Source organism: Pseudomonas sp. So3.2b (assembly GCF_019464415.1).
Classification (GTDB): Bacteria; Pseudomonadota; Gammaproteobacteria; order Pseudomonadales; family Pseudomonadaceae; genus Aquipseudomonas; species Aquipseudomonas shahriarae.
The window spans coordinates 1,324,998-1,344,665 of sequence record NZ_CP080494.1 but is presented as its reverse complement, the minus strand read 5'-3'; the positions used below and the strand labels follow the sequence as shown (position 1 = coordinate 1,344,665).

Sequence of the window (19,668 nt, the reverse complement as noted above, 5' to 3'; positions counted from 1 at the left end):
GGGTTGAGGTCAGTAACGCGCGTCCACCGGCTTACCGCCGTTCGGCCAGTCCTTCACCTTGTCCGGGAAGTCCGGGCGTGGTTTTTGCGAGAAGTAGGCGGCAACGTCTACCGCTTCCTGGTCCGACAAGCCGCCCTGGCCCAACGGGAATTTCTCGTGGAAGCCGATCGGCATATTGCGTTTGACGAACGCGGCCGCCGTGTAGGTGCGGGCCATGCCAGCGCCGATGTTGAAGGACTGGTCGCCCCACAACGGTGGGTACACCAGGCTGCCGTCGGCACGGGCCAGGCCCTCGCCGTCGCTGCCGTGGCACACCGCGCATTGCTTGGCGTAGACCTGCTCGCCATTGGCCAGGTCGGGCTTGATGGCCGGGTCGATCTTGCCGACACCACGGCCAGGGACTTTATCCTCGGGCTTGGTGTTGTTTTTCATCCAGTCGAAGTACGCCACCATCGCCTGCATATCCGCCGATTGAGGCGGTATTGGCTTGCCGTTCATCGAGCGGCGGAAGCAGCCGTTGATGCGCTCCTCCAGGCTCACCACCTTGCCGGCACGTGGGGCGTAGCTGGGGAAGAAGGCCGACACGCCCACAAACGGCGAGCCATCTGCCACGGTGCCAGCGTTGAGATGGCAACTGGTGCAGTTCAGCGCGTTGCCGACATTGTCTGGCAGCAGTTCCTTGGTTTGCAGGTGCAGGCGCATGCCGCGGACCACTTGATCGGCATTGGATGCTGCCAGCAGGTTGGCCAGGCGCGGCGTCTCGAACGCCGAGGAGTCGGTGCTCACCGGGTTGAGTTGGTCACGCATTTTCTTCACCTGGGCGGTGCTGATCGGCGTGCCTTCGTTGCCCCAGCGTGTGCGCACAAAGGTGAGGATTTCCGCCACTTCGTTGTTCGCAAGCCTGGCAAAGCCCGGCATGGTGTAGACCCGTGGATGGGCGGCGGTCTCGGCGGTTTCCCAACCGGTCAGGGTGATGTGCAGCAACGAGGTCGGGTTGCTGGCAACCACGCCGGTGTTGCCGGCCAATGCCGGGAACAGGCCCTTCACGCCCGCGCCATCGCTGCGGTGGCAATCGCTGCAGAACTGCATATAGCCCAGGCCGCCACGGCTGGTGAACAAGTCCTTGGGCAGTTCGGCCGGGCCTTTGGCGACGGCCGGCATCGGCAGGTCATCCTTGCCCGGTGGCAGGGATTTGAGATAGGTCGCAATGGCCGTCAGGTCAGCATCCGTGAAGTGCTGGGTGCTGTGCCGGATCACGTCCACCATGTTGCCCGATACCGTGGCAAAGCGGTTCTGCCCGGTCTTGAGCAGTTGCACGGTGTCTTGCACCGTCCATAGGTTGCGCAGGCTCAAGGCGCGCCAATGCTCGACGGTTTCCCCGCCCAGGTAATGCTCGCCGCTGCTGCCGGCGTCGCTCATGGCTTTTTCCTGGAAGGCGATACCGCGCGGGGTGTGGCACGAGCCACAGTGGCCGAGGCCCTGGACCAGATAGGCGCCCCGGTTGAGCACGGCATCCCGGGCCGGGTCGGGCTGGAACGGTTGCTTGTCGAGGAACATGAAATTCCACAACGCCAGGCCCCAGCGCTGGTTGAACGGGAAGCCCATGTCGGCTTCGAGGTTGGCCTGTTTCACCGGTTCGACGGCGTGCATCAGGTAGGCGAACAAGGCACGCATGTCCTCTTCGCTCATCTTCGCGTAGGACGGATACGGCATCGCCGGGTACAGGTTCATACCCGCCGGCGTCACGCCTTCGCGCATCACACGGTCGAACTGTTCGAAGGTATAGGCACCAATCCCGGTCTCGCGGTCCGGGGTAATGTTGCTGGAGTAGATGATGCCCATGGGCGTGCTCAGCTCCAGGCCACCCGCCATCTCGGGGCCTTGCTTGGCGGTGTGGCAGGCGATGCAGTCACCTAGTTGGGCAACGTATTTGCCCTGGGCAATCAGTTCGGTATCGGGTTTGGCGGGTTCGTTGGCGTGCAGGGGAAGCGCAAGACACAGCGTCGCCCCCATCCAGGCCAAACGTGACAGAGAAAGGGCCATCGCATTATTCCTTTAATAACCTGGCCGGGGGGTTGGCCCCTGGGTACAGGTTTGTCTGCGTTTTTATGAGGTCATCAGGCGGACAACCGGGGCTTTGTAAGCCCCGGTTTGTTGTAGCGGATTTTCGAGGGGAGCCCGTTGATATGGATCAGGCCGAGGGCGGTTCAGGCGTTTTGCAGGTAGTGCGCGGCGTCGAGCTCGATCATCACCGGTTGACGGCTGTCGACCAGGGTTTGCAACAGCGCGTGCAAGGCCTGTGGCGTGTCGGCCGTGTGATAGGCGACGTGGCAGCTGCGGGCCATCGCGGCAAAGTCCGGGGTCAGGATATCCACCCCCAGCGGCACGATTTCCCGGGCCTGCATATAGTCCCGGATCTCGCCGTAGCACTGGTTGTTCCACACCACCAGGATCACACCGATGCCGGCCTCACGGGCCGCGATCAGTTCGTTGCTGGCAAACTGCAGGCCGCCATCGCCGACCAGTGCCACCACTGGCCGTTCAGGCTTGGCCAGCTTGGCACCGATCGCCGCTGGCAATCCGTAGCCGAGGGTGCCGTAGCCGGTGCCGGCGTTGAACCAACTGTTGGCCGCCGGCGCTTGGTAGCCCACCGCGCCCTGGTACACCGGCTGGGTCGAGTCGCCGACGATCAGCGGGTCGACCAGGCTGTCGCGCAACAGGTCCAGCAAGCCTTGCAGCCCCTGTTGCTTGGCGTTCCAGCTCTCGCGTTCCAAACGGTTGACGCGCTGCACGCTGTCCTGTGCCCAACGCCCGCTCGGCGCTGGCGGGCTGACCGCAGCCAGTAACGCCTGCAAGCCTTCGCGGGCATCGCCCAGCAGCCCGACATGGGCGCGTTGCACGCCCATGACTTGCATCGGGTCGATATCCAGGCGGATCAGCGGTGCCTTGAATTTCAGTGGGCCAAGGCCGAAGAAGTCGTAGTCGGTTTCTCCCAATTCAGTGCCCACGGCGAGGATCACATCGGCCTCGTCAAACAACGAGCGGCCATGCCTGGACGACTGCACACCATCCAGCAACAGCGGGTGCCCCATGGGCAGCAGGCCACGGGCATTGGTGGTCAGGGCCACCGGCGCTTGCAGGCGTTCGGCCAGTTGCTGCAACACCTCAGCGCAATCACGGGCACCGCCGCCGGCGAGGATCAGCGGCCGCCGCGCTTCATTGAGCAGGCTCAGCGCCGCCCGCAGCGAGGCCGGCGCCGGAGCCGGGGCGCCGGGCAGGCTGCGAGGCATCAGGTTGAGGTCGATGGCCGGCATCTCCAGCACATCCAGGGGGATTTCCAGATGCACCGGGCGCGGGCGCGCGCACTTGAACACCGCGAAGGCGCGGGCCAGCAGTTCCGGCAATTGCTCCGGTGATTGCAGGGTATGGCTGAAGGCACACACACCGGCGACCATCGCCCGCTGGTCCGGCAGCTCGTGCAGATGCCCGTGGCCCAGGCGCAGATGTTCGCGGCGGTTGGTGGTGGAAATCACCAGCATCGGCACCGAGTCGGCATAGGCCTGGCCCATGGCCGTCAGAATATTGGTCATGCCGGGGCCGGTAATGATGAAACACACGCCCGGCTTGCCACTGGCGCGGGCGTAGCCGTCGGCCATAAACCCGGCGCCCTGCTCATGGCGCGGGCTGACATGCCGCAGACGGCTGCCATGCAGGCCGCGATAGAGCTCGACGGTGTGCACACCGGGGATGCCGAACACGGTATCTACCCCATAACCTTCCAGCAGGCGAACCAGGGACTGGGCACAGGTGGTCATTGCTCATTTCCTTCTTATTGTTCTGTGTCGATTGGTCGGACCTTAGGGGGCGCTCCGAGGGCGGACAAGCAAAAAATTTGCCGGCCATTGGCAAAAAAAATTCACGGATTGCCGCGCACTACAGCCCGCCACCCAGCTGCGACTTCACCCACTCGCCAAACGCCTGCACCACCGGGCGCTCGACTTTCTGGTGATCGGCCACCAGGTAATAGCCACGGTTGGATTCGATCTCGGTCTCGAACGGCCGCACCAGCAAGCCCCTGGCCAGGGCCTCGCCGCTGATCAGGTTGTCGCCCATGGCGATGCCCTGGCCGGCGATGCACGCCGACTGCACAAAGTGCGCATCGGCAAACACGATGCCACGCTGCACATCCACATTCGGCGCCCCGGCGGCGGCCAGCCATACGCGCCAGTCGGAGTAGTCGATCATATGCAGCAGCGGTGCGCCGGCCAGGTGTTCCGGGTTCTTCAGGCCGCCCATGGTGTTGACCAGGCGCGGGCTGCACACCGGGAAATAACGCAGCGAGACGATCTTCTGCACATGCTGGTTAGGCCAGTCGCCCATGCCGTAGGCGATAAACAGGTCGGCGCCGTGGTCGCTGGTGTCGTCCGGGGTGCGCGGTGATATCAGGTGCAGTTCGACCTGTGGATAAAGTGCCTGGAAGTCGGCGATATGGGTGCACAGCCAATAGGTGGCAAACCCCGCCGGGCTGCTGATACACAGGCGCCCGCTGACCTGCTGGCCATCGAAACGCTGCCCGGCTTCAAGGATATTGGCCAGCAGCCCATGGATATCCCGGGCATAGCGCTCGCCCTGCCAGGTGATGCGGATATTGCGCCCGGTGCGCTCGGTCAGGGCAAACCCCAGGGTCTGTTCCAGGCTCTTGATCTGGTGGCTGATGGCACTGGGGGTGAGGTTCAGCTCGGCGGCTGCCTCGGACACGCTGCCCAGCCGGGCCACCGCGTCCAGCGCCCGCAAGGCGGTCATGGAGGGGTAACGCATGGATGTTCACCTGCTCGAAGATACCCGCACCATAGCCGGAATCAGCCGTCAGACATAGCCACTGGCGAGCGGGACAGTTGAATTAAATTTCAATATCGAGCGAAAAATGCTCGATTGACCTCATGTGGCCAGTGGCTATTCTCGATCCTCATCACTGCATGCCTGTGCAGCTTTGCGCAGGAGCCGGCTCCTGCAGAAAACTGCCTAATCTACAAAAATAAAGAGGGATAACCCTTGAACCCAGTCACCCCGGTGGTCGCCATTGATGCTCTGCACAAGAGCTATGCCGCGCACCATGTTCTCAAAGGCATTTCCCTGCGCGCCAACGAAGGCGATGTGGTGTCGCTGATCGGCTCCAGCGGTTCGGGCAAAAGCACCCTGCTGCGTTGCATCAACCTGCTGGAGATCCCGTGCAGCGGCAGCCTGCGCATCAATGGCGAAGAAGTGCGCCTGAAAAAGGACCGCGCCGGCAACCCGCTGATCGCCGATCCCGACCAGGTGGCACGCCTGCGCACGCAACTGGGCATGGTGTTCCAGAGCTTCAACCTGTGGCCCCACCGCACCGTGCTGGAAAATGTCATCGAAGCACCGGTGTATGTGCTGGGTGAAGACCGCAAGGACGCCATCGCCCACGCCGAGCACCTGCTGGAAAAAGTCGGCCTGGCGAGCAAGCGCGATACCTTCCCGGCCTTCCTCTCCGGTGGTCAGCAACAGCGCGTGGCCATCGCCCGCGCCCTGGCCATGCGCCCGCGTGTATTGCTGATGGATGAACCCACCTCGGCCCTCGACCCGGAGTTGGTCGGCGAAGTGCTGAAGGTGATCCAGGGCATCGCCGAAGAAGGCCGCACCATGATCCTCGTCACCCACGAAATGGCGTTTGCCCGGGATGTATCGAGCAAGGTCATGTTTTTGCACCAGGGATTGGTTGAAGAAGAAGGCACGCCCCAGCAAGTCTTCCAGAACCCCACCAGCGAGCGTTGCCGCCAGTTCGTCATGGCCCAGGACAATCGCGTTTGAACTGCCGCTTCCATCCTTCAAAACAATAACTTCGAAAGGGTCAAGCCATGCATAACTCTCTGAAATCCCTCGCCGCCGGCTGCGTGCTCGCCGTGCTTTCCCACAGCGCAGTGGCCGCCGAAAAAATAGTGTTCGGCATCGCCCTGGAACCCTACCCGCCGTTCTCCGAAAAAGCCGGCAATGGCGCCTGGAGCGGTTTCGAACCAGACCTGATCAAGGCCCTGTGCGAACGCCTGCAAGCCCAATGCCCGCTCAAGGAAGTGTCCTGGGACGGTTTGATCCCGGCGCTGCAATCGAGCCAGATCGACGTGATCCTCAACTCCCTAAGCATCACCGAAGAGCGCGAAAAGGTCATCGCCTTTACCGCCCCCTACTACCAGACCCCGGCCATGTGGGTCGCCGACAAAAGCCTGGACCTGGTCACCACCCCCGAAGGTCTAAAGGGCAAGTTGATTGGTGTGCAGGGCTCGACCTCCAACGCCACCTACCTCAAGACCTACTACGCCAAGGGCTCGACCCTGCGCTACTACAACACCCAGGACGACATGACCGCCGACCTGCAAAGCGGGCGCATCGACGTGATGCTGGCCGACGCGCTGACCATCGAGCCGATGCTCAAGTCCAATGCCGGCAGTGGCCTGGCTGACAAGGGCCTGGCGCCCAAAGACCCGTTGTTCGGTTCCGGTATCGGTGCCGCCGTGCGCAAGGGTGACGACCGCCTGCGCGAGCAGCTCAACACCGCGCTGGCGGCAATCAAGGCCGACGGCACCTACGACAAAATTCGCAGCCGCTATTTCAGCGTCGATATTTCCGCGCAATAACGTCCAACGGAACGCGCCATGATTTCTTTGTCCGAACTCACCCAGTTGTTCGTCGCCGACGGCTGGCTCAACGCGCTGCTCCAGGGCGCGGTGGTGACCTTGCAGATTTCCGCCGGGGCTTTTGTGCTGGGCCTGGGCATCGGTTTGCTGGTGGCCATGATCAAGCTCAAGGGCCCACGCTGGATGGTGCGCCTGGCCAACCTGTACACCACGCTGTACCGCGCGGTGCCGGAGCTGCTGCTGATTTTGCTGCTGTATTACGCCGGCACCGACCTGCTGAATATGGCGATGGCCGCCATGGGCCGCGACAGCGTGACGGTCAACGGTTTTATCGCCGCCGTGCTGGTGCTGGGCATCGTTCAGGGCGCGTACTCCGCGGAGATCATTCGCGGCGCGATCCAGGCCATTCCCGTCGGCCAGCTGGAAGCGGCTCGGGCCTTTGGCATCGAGCGCTGGCTGCTGGTGCGCCGGGTGTTGCTGCCGAGCATGTTGCCGTTTGCCATGGCCGGTCTGTCGAACCTGTGGCTGGTGCTGGTCAAGGACAGCGCACTGATCAGCATCGTCGGCTACAGCGAGTTGCTCTCGGTGGGCAAACAGGCGGCCGGCTCCACCAAGCATTACCTGGTGTTCTACCTGGCGGTGGCGGCGGTGTATTTCATCATCACCCTGATTTCCAACGGCGCCTTCCGGGTGTTCGAGCGACGGATCAACCGCTGGATGCCGCAGCACTAAGGAGCGCAGCCGATGGACTTTTCATGGATCAACAGTTTTGGCAACGAGCTGCTGCACGGCCTGGGTATCACCCTGAAGTTGCTGGCCTTGTCCGGGGTGTTTGGCTTTTTGCTGGCGGTGCTGGTGGCCTTGGGGCGCTTGTCGTCCAACCCGCTGATCAGTGGGCCGTTGCGCGCCTATACCGCGGTGTTCCGAGGCACGCCGCTGCTGGTGCAGATCTACATCCTGTATTACGGCGTGGGCAGCGTGTTTGCCAGCTACCCGCTGATTCGCGGCAGCTTCCTCTGGCCGTATTTGCGTGAAGGCTTCTGGTACGTGGCCCTGGCCCTGATTCTGTGTGTCGGCGCGTATGTCGGCGAAGTGCTGCGCGGCGCCCTGCGTGCGGTGCCACGGGGCGAGCTGGAAGCGGCGCGGGCGTTTGGCATGAAGCGCCTGATGGTACTGCGCCGGGTCTGGTTGCCACGGGCCCTGGAGCTGGTGAAGCCGACCCTGGTGGGCGAAACCGTGTTGCTGCTCAAGGCGACCGCGCTGGCCTCCACCGTGGCCGTCACCGACCTGCTCGGCGCCGCCAACCTGGTGCGGGCGCAGACGCTGCGGGTGTATGAGCCACTGTTGGCCGTGGCGGTGATCTACATTGTCCTGGCGTTCGTGATCGAACACGTCTTCTCGCGCTGGGGCAAAGTCCCGCAGCGCCAGGCTTGAATCAATTTTAGGAGAACAAGGATGCGTTATTCACCGTTTGTCGAGCGCATTAGTGGCGAGTCCGTTAGCGCCTGGGATATTCACTACGCGGCCGTCGAAGCCCGTGGCCGTGGCGAAGATGTGATTGTGTTGAGCGTCGGCGATCCCGACTTCGCCACCGCCAGTGCCATTTGCGAAACCGCCGTCGACGCCCTGCGCGCCGGCGACACTCACTACACCCATGTCCTCGGCCGACCGGCCCTGCGCGAGGCGATTGCGGCCAAGCAAAGCCGTCTGCAAGGTATCGCCGTACACGCCGATAACGTGGCCCTGGTGGCCGGTGCGCAAAACGGCCTGTTCGCCACCTCGCTGTGCCTGTTCAGCCATGGCGACGAAGTGCTGGTGCCGGAGCCGATGTACCTGACCTATGAGGCGTGCATCCACGCTTCCGGGGCGCGCATCGCGACCATCGAGCAACCGGCAGCCAACGGCTTTCGCCTGACCCGCGCGGCCCTGGAAAAAGCCATTACCGCCAAGACCCGGGGCATTGCCCTGGCCACGCCGTGCAACCCCACCGGGAACGTCTACAGCCGTGAAGAGCTGGAGTGGGTGGCCGAAGTCGCCCGTGAGCACGACCTGTGGGTAATTTCCGATGAGGTCTACGGCCAGATCACTTACGACCAGCCGCACCTGAGCATTGCCTCGCTGCCAGGCATGGCCGAGCGCACCGTGGTGCTCAACAGCCTGTCGAAAACCCACGCCATGACCGGCTGGCGCGTGGGCTGGGTGGTGGCGCCGACCGCGTTGGTCGGCCACCTGGATAACCTGCTGCTGTGCATGCTCTATGGCTTGCCCGGGTTTATCCAGGAAGCGGCGATCAAGGCCCTGGAGCTGGATGACGAGGTGGTGAGCGACGCGCGCACGGTGTATCGCCGCCGGCGCGACCTGGTGGTGGCCGGCCTGGGTGGCATCGCCGACCTTGATTGCCGGGTGCCACAGGCCGGCATGTTTATGCTGGTGGACGTGCGCCGCACCGGGCTGTCGAGCATGGACTTTGCCTGGCAGCTGTTCCGCGCCACCGGGGTGTCGGTGCTCGATGCCCAGGCGTTTGGCGCCAGTGCCGAAGGCTTTGTGCGCATCTCCTTTACCGTCGCCGACGACACCCTCAAAGACGCTTGCCAGCGGATTGCCGGGTTTGTCGAGGGCCTGCGCGCCAACCGCTGAGCTTTATGTGGGAGCGAGCGTGCTCGCGATGCGGGCAACTCGGTCCCACAGGCACAACGCGGTGATGCCATCGCAGGCAAGCCAGCTCCCACCCTTTGATCGTCGCCGCTTCTGAATATTGAGGTTTCCCCCGTGACCGCTTCCGACCAATTCACTTCCACCCACTCCGTTGTCGGCGAGCACGCTGACCTAGTGCTGCACCACGGCCGCTTCTACACCCTCGACCCGGCCCAGCCGTGGGCCGACGCGGTGGCGATTCGCGGGGGACGTTTTATCGCAGTCGGTACATTCGCCGACCTGCAACACCTGATCGGCCCGCAGACCCGCCAACATGACCTGCTGGGCGCATTCTGCATGCCCGGCCTGCACGATATGCACACCCATCCCGACCTCGCCCTGGCGCCACGCTACAGCGATGACCTGGATGTGGGCATCGAAGATCCCACCCCCGAACAACTGGCGGCGGCGATCCACGCCTACGCCGATGCCCACCCCGGCGATGGCTGGATCTACGGCCAATACTGGGTGCGCTACACCTTCCGCGAAGCCGGGCTGACCCCAGGGCGCGAATGGCTCGACAGCATCATGCCGGACCGCCCGGTGGCGCTGCTGGACCGTATGTGGGGGACCATGATGGTCAACTCCTGCGCCTTGAAACTGGCCGGCATCGACCGCCACACCGCCGACCCGCGCAACGGCTATATGGAGCGCGACGAACTCAGCGGCGAACCCAACGGATTGATGATCGACGGTGCCTACGCGCTGATCCACGCGGCCATGCCGCCGACCCCGGTGGCGGTGCTGCGCCGGGCCTATCGCGACGGCGTGCATTTCCAGAGCTCGCGTGGCGTTACCGCGACCAAGTATGTTCACGTCTGCGAGCGGCGTCTGGACGCCCTCAAGGAGCTGGACGATGCGGGCGAATTGAGCCTGCGCGTGGAAGCCGCGATCAGTTGGCAGGACGATATCTTCCCGGTGCGCCGGCGCTGGGAACTGCTCGGCGGCGAGCGTCACTACTATCGCAGCGCGCGGCTGAACGCCAACGCGGTGAAATTCCACTTCGACGGCACCGTGGAGCCCAAGTCTTCGTACCTGATGACCCCCTGGGCGGCCGACTCCACCTGGCGCGGCAAGCTCAACCTGACCCCGGAACATATCACCGACATGGTGGTGGACATGGACCGCCGTGGCCTGCGGGTGATCGCCCACTGCACCGGCGACGGCGCTTCCGATGTATTCCTTGATGCGGTCGCCGAAGCGCGGCGGGTCAACGGTGACAGCGGCATTCGTCACCAATGCGCCCACAGCACCTTGCTGCATCCGGGCAACCTCAAGCGCTTCAAGGCGCTGAATGTGATCGCCGAATTCTCCCCGGCGGCCTGGTACCCGACGCCGTTTGCCAGCGGCGCCCGCTCCGGTTATGGCGCCGAGCGCCTCAAGCGCATCTACGACTTCAAAGGCGTGCTGGCCGAAGGCGGCCTGGCGGTAATGGGCACCGACTGGCCGGTGGCCTCGATTGACCCGTGGCTGGCCCTGGAAACCATGGTCACCCGGCAGAACCCCTGGAACCAGGAACCGGACTGCTTCGGCGAGCCGATCACCCTGGAACAGGCACTGCAAGTGGCGACCCTCAACGGCGCCCACGCCATGGGCCTGGAGCACTCCACCGGCAGCCTGGAGGTGGGCAAGTGCGCCGACCTGATCGTGATCGACCGTGACCTGTTCGCCCAGCCGGCGCGCAACTACATCCACCAGACCCAGGTGCTGCTGACCCTGGTCGATGGTCGGCCGGTGTACGACCGCCTCAACACCTTTGAAGGCACGGCGCTGCAAGCCGTGTGGCAAGGCCTGCCGCCGGTGATCGAATGAATAGCGAGAGCATTGCAGTCACGGTAGTTTCGGGCTTTCTCGGCGCAGGCAAGACCACCCTGCTCAACCGCATCGCCCAGCAGCCGCAACATGGGCGCATGGCGGTGATCGTCAATGACTTCGGCGAGCTGAACATCGATGCGGCGATCATCGCCGAAGTCACCGACGCCGTGTTCAGCCTGCAGAACGGCTGCATCTGCTGCACTGTGCAAGAGGACCTGCTGGCGCAGCTGGTGAGCCTGAGCCAACTGCGCCCCCGCCTGGACCGTATCGTCATCGAGTGCAGCGGTGTGTCCGACCCGCAACGCATTGTGCAAACCCTGGGTTATCCACAGCTCAAGGCGCACCTGCATCTGGATACGGTGATCACCCTGGTGGACGCCAGCGGCTATGGCGCCCTGGAGGGTGAGTTCGCACGCTTGTCCCGGGCTCAGGTGGCCTGTGCCGACCTGGTGTTGCTGAACAAGGCCGACCTGGTCAGCGCCGCCGAACTGCAAAGCCTGCGCGCAACTATCGGTGCCCGCACACGCGTGATCAGCACCGTGCAGGCGCAGATCCCCGATGCCCTGCTGCTGGGCGAGCGCACCCCGCGCAACGGCTTCACTCCCGTGCCGACGCCGCACCACGAACTGTTCGAAAGCTGGACCTGGCAAGCCACCCAGGCCCTGCCGGCCAAAGCCCTGCGCGATTGGCTGGGGCAACTGCCCAAGGACTTGTTCCGCCTTAAAGGCCTGGTGCATTTACAGGGCAATGAGCAACCCTTCTGGTTGCAACATGTGGGCAACCGCAGCCAGTTCAGCCTGGCCAGCGGCGAGCACGCGCAGGACTCGGCGCAACTGGTGTTTATCGCCCGACGGGATAGCGGGCTGCGGGAAACGCTGGAGGCGCAATTGCAGGAGATGCAGGAACTGTAAGCGCGGATGACGATGAAGGCAGAGTGCCGCCTTGACCTTGCTACCCCGGCCCTTGAAAATGCCCGACGTTTTTCCCGTCTCCCCGCTTACAGAAGTAGTGAAATTTCAATGTCAGATTCCCGTACTGAAGAATCCGTAGTCACTTTGCAGTCCAAAGCTGAATACGAAAACGCCATCAATCTTTCACAGCATGTGCCAGCGGCCAAGAACATCAGTGAAATGGTGCTGGACGCATTCCACACCTCCAAGGAAAGCGACCAGATCCGCGAATTGCGCGTCGCCATCCGCCAGGCCCACGATGCCTTTGACGATGACCAGGCCTATGACCTGATGGGCCAGCTCAAGCAGCTCAAAGACGCCGAAGCCGCCGACAACGCAGCCCTGGAAGACCTGAGCAGCAAGTTTTCGATCAGCCGAATCCTTTCCAGCTTCAAGGACGACCCCGAGTTCCAGGAACTGGTGTATGGCCTGGCGCTCAAGGTGTTGAACCAGACCCACCAGGCCATCAGCAACCCGAGCGCCGGCAAGGGCAAGGCTGCGCGGGCGAAGAAGGAAGTTGAGGTATTTGTGATCAGCAAGGACGGGATCAGCGTGACCCTGCCGATGCGCACGCCGCGTTCCAAGCTCAATGTTGACCGCGAGGCGCTGGAGTTTTTGGGCTTTAGTTTTGTGGGTGAAGGGGATGAGGCAGAGCTTGAGAGTGAAAGCTTTGTGGATAACTCCGGTGCCGAGCAGCCTTTGACGCGCAAGAGTATTGTGACGGCGCTGCAACAGCAGACGGCGTTTGATGGGTATAGCATTGCTCAGCAATAGGTCTTGATTGAGTACATATCCGTTTTTTGTAATGGCGGCTATTGGTTCCGCCCTTACAGCGGCTCACTTTTGTAGAGCGCGAAAGTAAGCAAAGCGCTCTTGCCCCACCACTCGGTGCCTCGCCTAGACTCGGCATGCCCCTCATCCGACATTAATTTGGGGGGGCCACGGTGTATCAGTCGATAAATCTATTGACTGACCTGCCGCCATCGCAGGCAAGCCAGCTCCCACAGGGGAAGGCAGCTTCGCACCCCGGCTTTGCTGTTGCTGTTGCTGTTGCTCTGCTTTTGATCTGGCTTTTGATCTTGATCCTAGGCGCCCCGTTAAACCACGATGGCCGCAGGCAGGTATTGCGCAGTGGGCACCCCGGCATGGATGCCGGGGTAGCCGCGACACGGCCAGGGATGGCCGATCGCGGCGGGCCCACGGAGCAATGCCTGACTGCGGGCATGCCGAGCCTAGGCGAGGCACCGAGTGGTGGGGCAAGAGCGCTTTGCTTACTTTGGCGCTCTTCCAAAGTGAGCCGCCGTAAGGGCGGAACCAATAGCCGCCGTTACCGCAGAAATGGATATGTACCCATACCCCCCCCCACAAAAAAGCCCCGCTCTTCTCTCAAAGGCGGGGCTTTTCATGACATCCCAACTCAGTGGGCGTAAGTCAGCAACAACTCTTTCGGCACCTGGAAATCCAGGGACATCATCACGCTCAAAGCCGTAATGGTGAAGATCGAGAAGACAAACAACTTACGCGCCCAGACAGTGTCATCCACCGCCTTGTAGCCGGTCCAGGCCATGTACAACCAGTACATGCCCATGGCCGCGGCGACGGCGAGGTAGCTCATGCCGGCATAACCACTGAAGGTCAACATCAAGGTCGCCACAAGGAAGGCCAGGATGTACAGCAGGATGTGTTTCTTCGCCACCTGGATGCCACGCTTGACCGGCAATACCGGAATCGAAGCCGCCAGGTAGTCGTTGAAACGGAAGATCGCAATGGCGTAGGAGTGCGGCATCTGCCACAGGCTGAACATCACCAGCAGCACCAGCGCAGCCATGTCGAAGCTATTGGTCACAGCCACATAACCAATCACCGGCGGCATCGCCCCCGACAGGCTGCCCACCAGCGTGCCGTGAACCGACTTGCGCTTGAGGTACAGGCTGTAGAGGCCGACGTAGATGACAAAACCGATCACGGCAAACAACGCCGCCAGCGGATTGGCCACCGTGTACAGCAATGCCACGCCGGCAACACCGAGGACGGTCGCGAAGATCAGTGCCAGTTTCAGGGAGATAAGGCCCTGGACCAGCACGCGATTCTTGGTGCGCTCCATCTTGATATCGATGTCACGGTCGATGCAGTTGTTGAACACGCAACCGGACGCCACAACAAGGGAAGTGCCGATCATTGCCGCCAGGAAGATGGCCAGATCGACATGCCCCTTGGAGGCCAGGAAGAAACCGCCTGCCACAGAAAGCACGTTACCGAAAATGATCCCCGGTTTGGTGATTTGGATAAAGTGCTTAAGCGACATCGGGTCTTACCTCACTTCGCCATCATGTAGGTGTGGATGCTGAACATGATCCACAACGACAGGCCAACCAGCAGCAGGATCACAATGGCCGTGAACACAAACGCAATCACGTTGTTGCGCTGGGCCTGGGAGCGATCCAGGTGCAGGAAGTAATACAGGTGGACAACCACCTGGATCACCGCGAACAACAGCACGATGGCCAGTGTCGTGGCCTTCGGCAAGGTTGGGTACATCACCAGGCCGAACGGGATGATCGTCAGGATCACCGACAGGATGAAGCCGATAGCGTAAGACTTTACGCTGCCGTGGCTCGCATCATGGCTGTCATGGGAGTGTGCATTAGCCATTACAGAGTCCCCATCAAGTAGACAACGGTGAAGACGCAGATCCAGACCACGTCCAGGAAGTGCCAGAACAGGCTCAGGCAGCTCAGGCGGGTCTTGTTGGTCGACGTCAGGCCATGCTTGTTGACCTGGTACATCATGATCGCCATCCAGATCAGACCGGCGGTTACGTGCAGACCGTGGGTACCGACCAGGGTGAAGAACGCCGACAGGAAGCCGCTGCGGCTAGGGCCGTAGCCTTCGGAGATCAGCAGGTGGAACTCGTTGATCTCCATGGCGATAAAGCCAAGGCCGAGCAGGAAGGTCAGGCCCAGCCACTTGAGCACGCCTGCCTTGTTGCCACGGAAGAACGCCAGCATGGCGAAGCCGTAGGTGATCGAACTGAACAGCAGCAAGGCGGTTTCGCCCAGCACGTAATTCAGTTCGAAGATGTCGTGGCCCGACGGGCCACCCGCTACGTTGTTTACCAGTACCGCGTACACCGCGAAGATCGACGCAAACAGGATGCAGTCGGTCATCAGGTAGAGCCAGAAACCGTATACGGTCATCTCGCCCGAGTCGTGGTGATGGTCATCGTGCCCATGGTCATCGACATGGGCGTGTCCAGCATTGGTCACTAAGTTCGACATGGTTTAAGCCTGTTCCAACGAGGTTTCAACACGGTTGGCCGGAATCTTCTTCTCGGCTACCAGGCGAGCGTGCTGCTCGGCTTCGATGCGCTCGATCACGTCGACCGGCACCATGTAGCCTTGATCATCACGCGCCGCGTGGATCACGAAGTAGATCACGGTGCCAGCCAGGCTAGCGATGGCCAGCCACCAGATGTGCCAGATCATCGCGAAACCGAAGACCGTCAACAGCGCGCCCATCACCACGCCAGTGGCGGTGTTGTTCGGCATGTGGATCGGTTCGTAGCGCACAGGTCGCTGGTACGCAGTACCGTTTTCCTTGGCTTCGGTGAACGGGTCGATGGTCTCGGCCTTCGGCAGTACAGCGAAGTTGTAGAACGGCGGTGGCGACGAGGTCGACCATTCCAGGGTGTGTGCATTCCATGGGTCGCCGGAGTCGCAGGCGTTTTGCTTGCGGTCACGGATACTCACGTACAGCTGGATCAGCTGGCAGGCGATGCCGACAGCGATCATCACCGCACCGAACATGGCGACGTACAGGTACGGCACCCACTCAGGGTTGGTAGTGGCGTTCAGACGACGGGTCATGCCCATGAAGCCCAGTGCATAGAGCGGCATGAACGCGACGAAGAAGCCGGTGATCCAGAACCAGAACGCAGCCTTGCCCCAGCCTTCGTGCAGCTTGAAGCCGAACGCTTTCGGGAAGTAGAAGCTGAAACCAGCGATGTAGCCGAATACCGCACCACCGATGATCACGTTGTGGAAGTGCGCGATCACGAACAGGCTGTTGTGCAGCACGAAGTCAGCACCCGGGATGGCCAGCAGTACGCCGGTCATGCCGCCGATGGCGAACGTCACCATGAAGCCCAGGGTCCACAGAACCTGGCTGGTGAAGCGCAGGCGGCCGTGGTAGATGGTGAACAGCCAGTTGAATAGCTTCACCCCCGTAGGGATCGAAATCAGCATCGTCGCCAGGCCGAAGAAGGCGTTGACGCTGGCCCCCGAACCCATGGTGAAGAAGTGGTGCAGCCAGACCATGAAGCCCAGTACGGAGATCGCGCCCGAGGCGTAGACCATCGAGTGGTGACCGAACAGGCGCTTGCCGGTAAAGGTCGAGATCACTTCGGAGAAGATACCGAACGCTGGCAGGATCAGGATGTACACCTCAGGGTGACCCCATGCCCAGAACAGGTTCACGTACATCATTGGATTGCCACCAAGTTCATTGGTGAAAATGTGGAAATCCATGTAACGGTCAAGCGTCAACAGTGCCAGGGTAGCGGTCAGGATCGGGAACGAAGCCACGATCAGAACGTTGGCCCAGGTGCAGGTCCAGGTGAAGATCGGCATGTCCATCAGTTTCATGCCTGGGGTACGCATTTTCAGCACGGTGGCCAGGAAGTTGACCCCCGTCAGCGTCGTACCTAACCCGGATAGCTGTAGCGCCCAGATGTAGTAATCCATCCCCACGCCCGGACTGTATTGCAGCCCCGACAACGGCGGATAGGCAACCCAACCGGTCTTGGCGAATTCGCCGACGCCCAGGGACAGGTTGATCAGCACCACGCCGGAAACCAGCAGCCAGAAGCTCAGGGAGTTGAGGAACGGGAACGCAACGTCACGCGCACCGATCTGCAGCGGCACTGCCAGGTTCATCAGGCCGGTGAAGAAAGGCATCGCCATGAAGATGATCATGATCACACCGTGGGCGGTGAAGATCTGGTCATAGTGTTCAGGCGGCAGGTAGCCAGGCGAACCCTCGGTGGCCATGGCCAACTGGGTACGCATCATGATGGCGTCGGCAAAACCACGCAGCAGCATGACCATGGCGACGATGATGTACATCACGCCGATTTTCTTGTGGTCGACCGACGTCAGCCACTCGGTCCACAGGTAGGTCCACTTCTTGAAGTAGGTGATTGCCGCAAACAGTGCCAGACCACCCAGCGCGATCATGGCGATGGTCACCATCACGATCGGCTCGTGGAATGGGACCGCTTCCCAACTTAATTTACCAAACATCGTTTACTCCTCTGCCCCGGCAGCTGAATGCGAATTTGCGTCCGTCCCTTCCACAGCAGCCACTTCTTTCTTCTCGTGCTTGACCGGCTTGCCTGGTTTCATCCCTTCATACTTGTCGATGATTTTCTGAAACAGGTCCGGCGTGTACGAGGAGTACAGCTCTACAGGGTTGTTCTGGCTTGGCTTGGCAAGGGCTTCGTATTCAGCTTTTTCAAGCTGTTTTGGTGAGCTCTTGGCTTCTTGTACCCAGGCGTTGAAGTCTTCCTGGGTGGTGGCGATTGCTTTGAATTTCATGCCGGTAAAGCCCGCGCCACTGTAGTTGGCGGAGATACCGTCGAGCTCGGCGTTCTGGTTGGCAATCAGGTGCAGCTTGGTCTGCATGCCCGCCATCGCGTAGATCTGACCACCCAGGCCCGGGATGAAGAACGAGTTCATCACCGCATCCGAGGTCACTTTGAAGTTGATCGGGGTGTTGGCCGGGAACACGATCTTGTTGACGGTGGCGATCCCTTGCTCGGGATAGATGAACAGCCACTTCCAGTCCAGCGCGACCACTTCGATAGTGATTGGCGGCACGTCGGATTCCAGCGGACGGTAAGGGTCCAGCTCGTGGGTCGACTTATAGGTGATGTAACCCAGGGCGATAATGATCAGTACAGGTACCAGCCACACCGCGATTTCAATCTTGGTGGAGTGCGACCACTTCGGCGCGTAGGTCGCCTTGGTGTTGGACGCGCGGTATTTCCAGGCGAACGCGAAGGTCATCACGATCACCGGCACCACGACCAACAGCATCAGCAAGGTGGCCGTGATGATCAGGTTACGTTGCTCTACGCCGACCTGACCCACAGGGTCGAGCAGCGTCCAGTTGCAGCCTCCCAGCAATAACATGCCGAAAAGCGGCACTATGCCTAGTAATCGGGTGTACCTGTTTTTACTCATCTCACGACCTCTAAAGCAGCTTGCGCAATGCAGTTGGGTTTTGATCGCCAACACTTCACCCTGCCAAGGGTTGGCATTTCTCTTCGATTGAATAAGGGCCTGCCCGGCGCTTCATGCGCTGATCGACACGTCCAGGTCTGGCGGTGAATTCTTATTCGATTTCGTTGGTCAAAGGCCTTGTTACAGACCAATTCCATTTGGTGCGGATAGTTGAAAGGCTGCCGGCACCTGGGGTCGCATGAAGCATTGTTTCCGCCTCTCGACCGCCCTATTTGCTCAGGGTTGAGCAGCACCGGACACTCAGTGCGGGCGATTGTAGTTAGCTGGCGATGTATAAACCATGACCTATAAAGAAATAATTTTTATCGTTTCCAGCAATAATCCTGCGCCATTGTTGCAAAGGTTCGGGATCGTATCGCGTTTGATTCTCAACAAAAACCCCAAAAAAAGCCGTGTTATTGCCCATTCTGTCGCACCCAGAGACCTCTTCCAGGGTCGCCAAACCCCAGGCAAGCCCGCTAAAAACAAGGCATTCGCCCATCATCGGATGTTCTGTAGAGCACGCCGCGCGCGGGGTCGGCCAGGGTGGAAAGTGACAGGCAAAAGCGCCCAACCCATGGTCGATTAAGCGCTGTGCCATGGGGTATGAAATGTCCTGCGGCGCCCTCAGTGTGACAACGTGTCGCACGTTGCGCGCAGCCAATCTTGTCCAGCGTCATGACCCCTTCACAAAATGCCCACACACAAAAACGCCCCTGCCTGCATCAGCAGGACAGGGGCGCTTTGTAGGACGAGTTAAGCGTTGTGCTTGCGATTACGGTAAATGCCCAGGGGCACCAGGATCACCGTCAACACAAACGCCACCAGCGCCCACTGGGCCAGGGACAAGCCCAGGACCGGCGGGTACGGGGTACTGCAGAAACCATCGACCTGGAAGCCCAGGGGGAAGATCTTCGCCAGGGGCAGGTCATCGACAATCGGCTGCAGCACATCGACGCCACAACTGATGGTCGGATAGAACTGGGTATACACATGGTGCCCGGCGGCAGCGACACCACCGAGGGCGCTGAGCACGACCAGCACTTCAAAGACCGTGACACTGCGCTGGGTGCGCATGGCCGCGCCAATAAAGGCAAAGAGCGCAATCAGCAACAAGGCATAGCGTTGCAAGATGCACAAAGGGCATGGCGCTTCGCCCAGCACTATCTGCATATAAAGCGCGCCACCGATCAGCGCCAGGCAGATGATGCCCAGCAACACCAGGAAGCGCCGCTCACGGCCCAACCGCATTTCGTCAATCATCCCCGTTTC

The 19,668-nt window shown here is 61.3% G+C and carries 18 protein-coding genes and 1 pseudogene; 9 read left to right on the top strand and 10 right to left on the bottom strand.

The genetic code is table 11. The annotated features are described in order from the left end of the window. Nucleotides 1-9 precede the first annotated feature (9 nt). From K1X80_RS05915 to K1X80_RS05905, 3 genes are all read right to left on the bottom strand, one after another. The gene (locus K1X80_RS05915; protein WP_120731713.1) at nt 10-2,043 is read right to left on the bottom strand and encodes a c-type cytochrome; all 2,034 of its coding nucleotides are present in this window, start codon (nt 2,041-2,043) and stop codon (nt 10-12) included. 164 nt (nt 2,044-2,207) lie between these two features. Continuing rightward, a complete protein-coding gene (locus tag K1X80_RS05910) occupies nt 2,208-3,815 on the bottom strand; it encodes a 5-guanidino-2-oxopentanoate decarboxylase (protein WP_186626329.1) in 1,608 nt (535 codons plus the stop codon). A 118-nt stretch (nt 3,816-3,933) separates the two neighbouring features. Further along, nucleotides 3,934-4,818, bottom strand: coding sequence for a LysR substrate-binding domain-containing protein (locus K1X80_RS05905; protein WP_057960590.1), 885 nt, complete (start codon nt 4,816-4,818; stop codon nt 3,934-3,936). 234 nt (nt 4,819-5,052) lie between these two features. Here K1X80_RS05905 and K1X80_RS05900 point away from each other — a divergent pair, with 234 nt between their 5' ends. The 8 genes from K1X80_RS05900 (at nt 5,053) to K1X80_RS05865 (ending at nt 12,889) form a co-directional block, all read left to right on the top strand. Further along, nucleotides 5,053-5,835 carry an ABC transporter ATP-binding protein gene (locus K1X80_RS05900; RefSeq protein ID WP_038446245.1) on the top strand — a complete coding sequence of 261 codons (783 nt, stop codon included), beginning with the start codon at nt 5,053-5,055 and terminating at the stop codon, nt 5,833-5,835. A 47-nt stretch (nt 5,836-5,882) separates the two neighbouring features. Continuing rightward, entirely contained in the window at nt 5,883-6,656 is a 774-nt protein-coding gene (locus tag K1X80_RS05895) for a transporter substrate-binding domain-containing protein (protein ID WP_057960591.1), read from the top strand. An 18-nt stretch (nt 6,657-6,674) separates the two neighbouring features. After that, nucleotides 6,675-7,388 carry an ABC transporter permease gene (locus K1X80_RS05890; protein ID WP_057437878.1) on the top strand — a complete coding sequence of 238 codons (714 nt, stop codon included), beginning with the start codon at nt 6,675-6,677 and terminating at the stop codon, nt 7,386-7,388. A gap of 12 nt (nt 7,389-7,400) precedes the next feature. Further along, nucleotides 7,401-8,090: an ABC transporter permease gene (locus K1X80_RS05885; protein WP_057437876.1), complete on the top strand. Its 690-nt coding sequence runs from the start codon at nt 7,401-7,403 to the stop codon at nt 8,088-8,090. 21 nt (nt 8,091-8,111) lie between these two features. Next, a complete protein-coding gene (locus K1X80_RS05880; RefSeq protein WP_057960592.1) occupies nt 8,112-9,293 on the top strand; it encodes a pyridoxal phosphate-dependent aminotransferase in 1,182 nt (393 codons plus the stop codon). Between the two features lie 132 nt (nt 9,294-9,425). Continuing rightward, nucleotides 9,426-11,162: an amidohydrolase gene (locus tag K1X80_RS05875; RefSeq protein WP_120731706.1), complete on the top strand. Its 1,737-nt coding sequence runs from the start codon at nt 9,426-9,428 to the stop codon at nt 11,160-11,162. After that, entirely contained in the window at nt 11,159-12,076 is a 918-nt protein-coding gene (locus K1X80_RS05870; protein ID WP_057960594.1) for a GTP-binding protein, read from the top strand. The genes K1X80_RS05875 and K1X80_RS05870 overlap by 4 nt, the downstream gene beginning before the upstream one ends. 108 nt (nt 12,077-12,184) lie before the next feature. Then, nucleotides 12,185-12,889: a hypothetical protein gene (locus tag K1X80_RS05865; protein WP_128593920.1), complete on the top strand. Its 705-nt coding sequence runs from the start codon at nt 12,185-12,187 to the stop codon at nt 12,887-12,889. Between the two features lie 643 nt (nt 12,890-13,532). Here K1X80_RS05865 and cyoE read toward each other — a convergent pair. The 5 genes from cyoE to cyoA are packed head-to-tail and all read right to left on the bottom strand — an operon-like array spanning nt 13,533 to nt 18,357. Then, a complete protein-coding gene (gene cyoE / locus K1X80_RS05860) occupies nt 13,533-14,420 on the bottom strand; it encodes a heme o synthase (protein ID WP_029300217.1) in 888 nt (295 codons plus the stop codon). An 11-nt stretch (nt 14,421-14,431) separates the two neighbouring features. Then, nucleotides 14,432-14,767, bottom strand: coding sequence for a cytochrome o ubiquinol oxidase subunit IV (gene cyoD / locus K1X80_RS05855; RefSeq protein ID WP_029300215.1), 336 nt, complete (start codon nt 14,765-14,767; stop codon nt 14,432-14,434). Continuing rightward, the gene (cyoC, locus tag K1X80_RS05850) at nt 14,767-15,393 is read right to left on the bottom strand and encodes a cytochrome o ubiquinol oxidase subunit III (protein WP_038446230.1); all 627 of its coding nucleotides are present in this window, start codon (nt 15,391-15,393) and stop codon (nt 14,767-14,769) included. Before cyoC ends, cyoD begins: the two co-directional genes overlap by 1 nt. A 3-nt stretch (nt 15,394-15,396) precedes the next feature. After that, nucleotides 15,397-17,415 carry a cytochrome o ubiquinol oxidase subunit I gene (gene cyoB / locus K1X80_RS05845; protein ID WP_057444528.1) on the bottom strand — a complete coding sequence of 673 codons (2,019 nt, stop codon included), beginning with the start codon at nt 17,413-17,415 and terminating at the stop codon, nt 15,397-15,399. 3 nt (nt 17,416-17,418) lie between these two features. After that, nucleotides 17,419-18,357, bottom strand: coding sequence for a ubiquinol oxidase subunit II (cyoA, locus tag K1X80_RS05840; protein WP_029300208.1), 939 nt, complete (start codon nt 18,355-18,357; stop codon nt 17,419-17,421). A 27-nt stretch (nt 18,358-18,384) separates the two neighbouring features. Between cyoA and K1X80_RS28365 the strand changes: the two are divergent. Further along, nucleotides 18,385-18,599, top strand: a pseudogene (locus K1X80_RS28365) (hypothetical protein). 77 nt (nt 18,600-18,676) lie between these two features. Here the strand turns inward: K1X80_RS28365 and K1X80_RS05835 are convergent. Then, the gene (locus K1X80_RS05835) at nt 18,677-18,997 is read right to left on the bottom strand and encodes a hypothetical protein (RefSeq protein WP_128593286.1); all 321 of its coding nucleotides are present in this window, start codon (nt 18,995-18,997) and stop codon (nt 18,677-18,679) included. 155 nt (nt 18,998-19,152) lie between these two features. Continuing rightward, nucleotides 19,153-19,659: a disulfide bond formation protein B gene (locus tag K1X80_RS05830; protein WP_057958354.1), complete on the bottom strand. Its 507-nt coding sequence runs from the start codon at nt 19,657-19,659 to the stop codon at nt 19,153-19,155. Nucleotides 19,660-19,668: the final 9 nt, after the last annotated feature.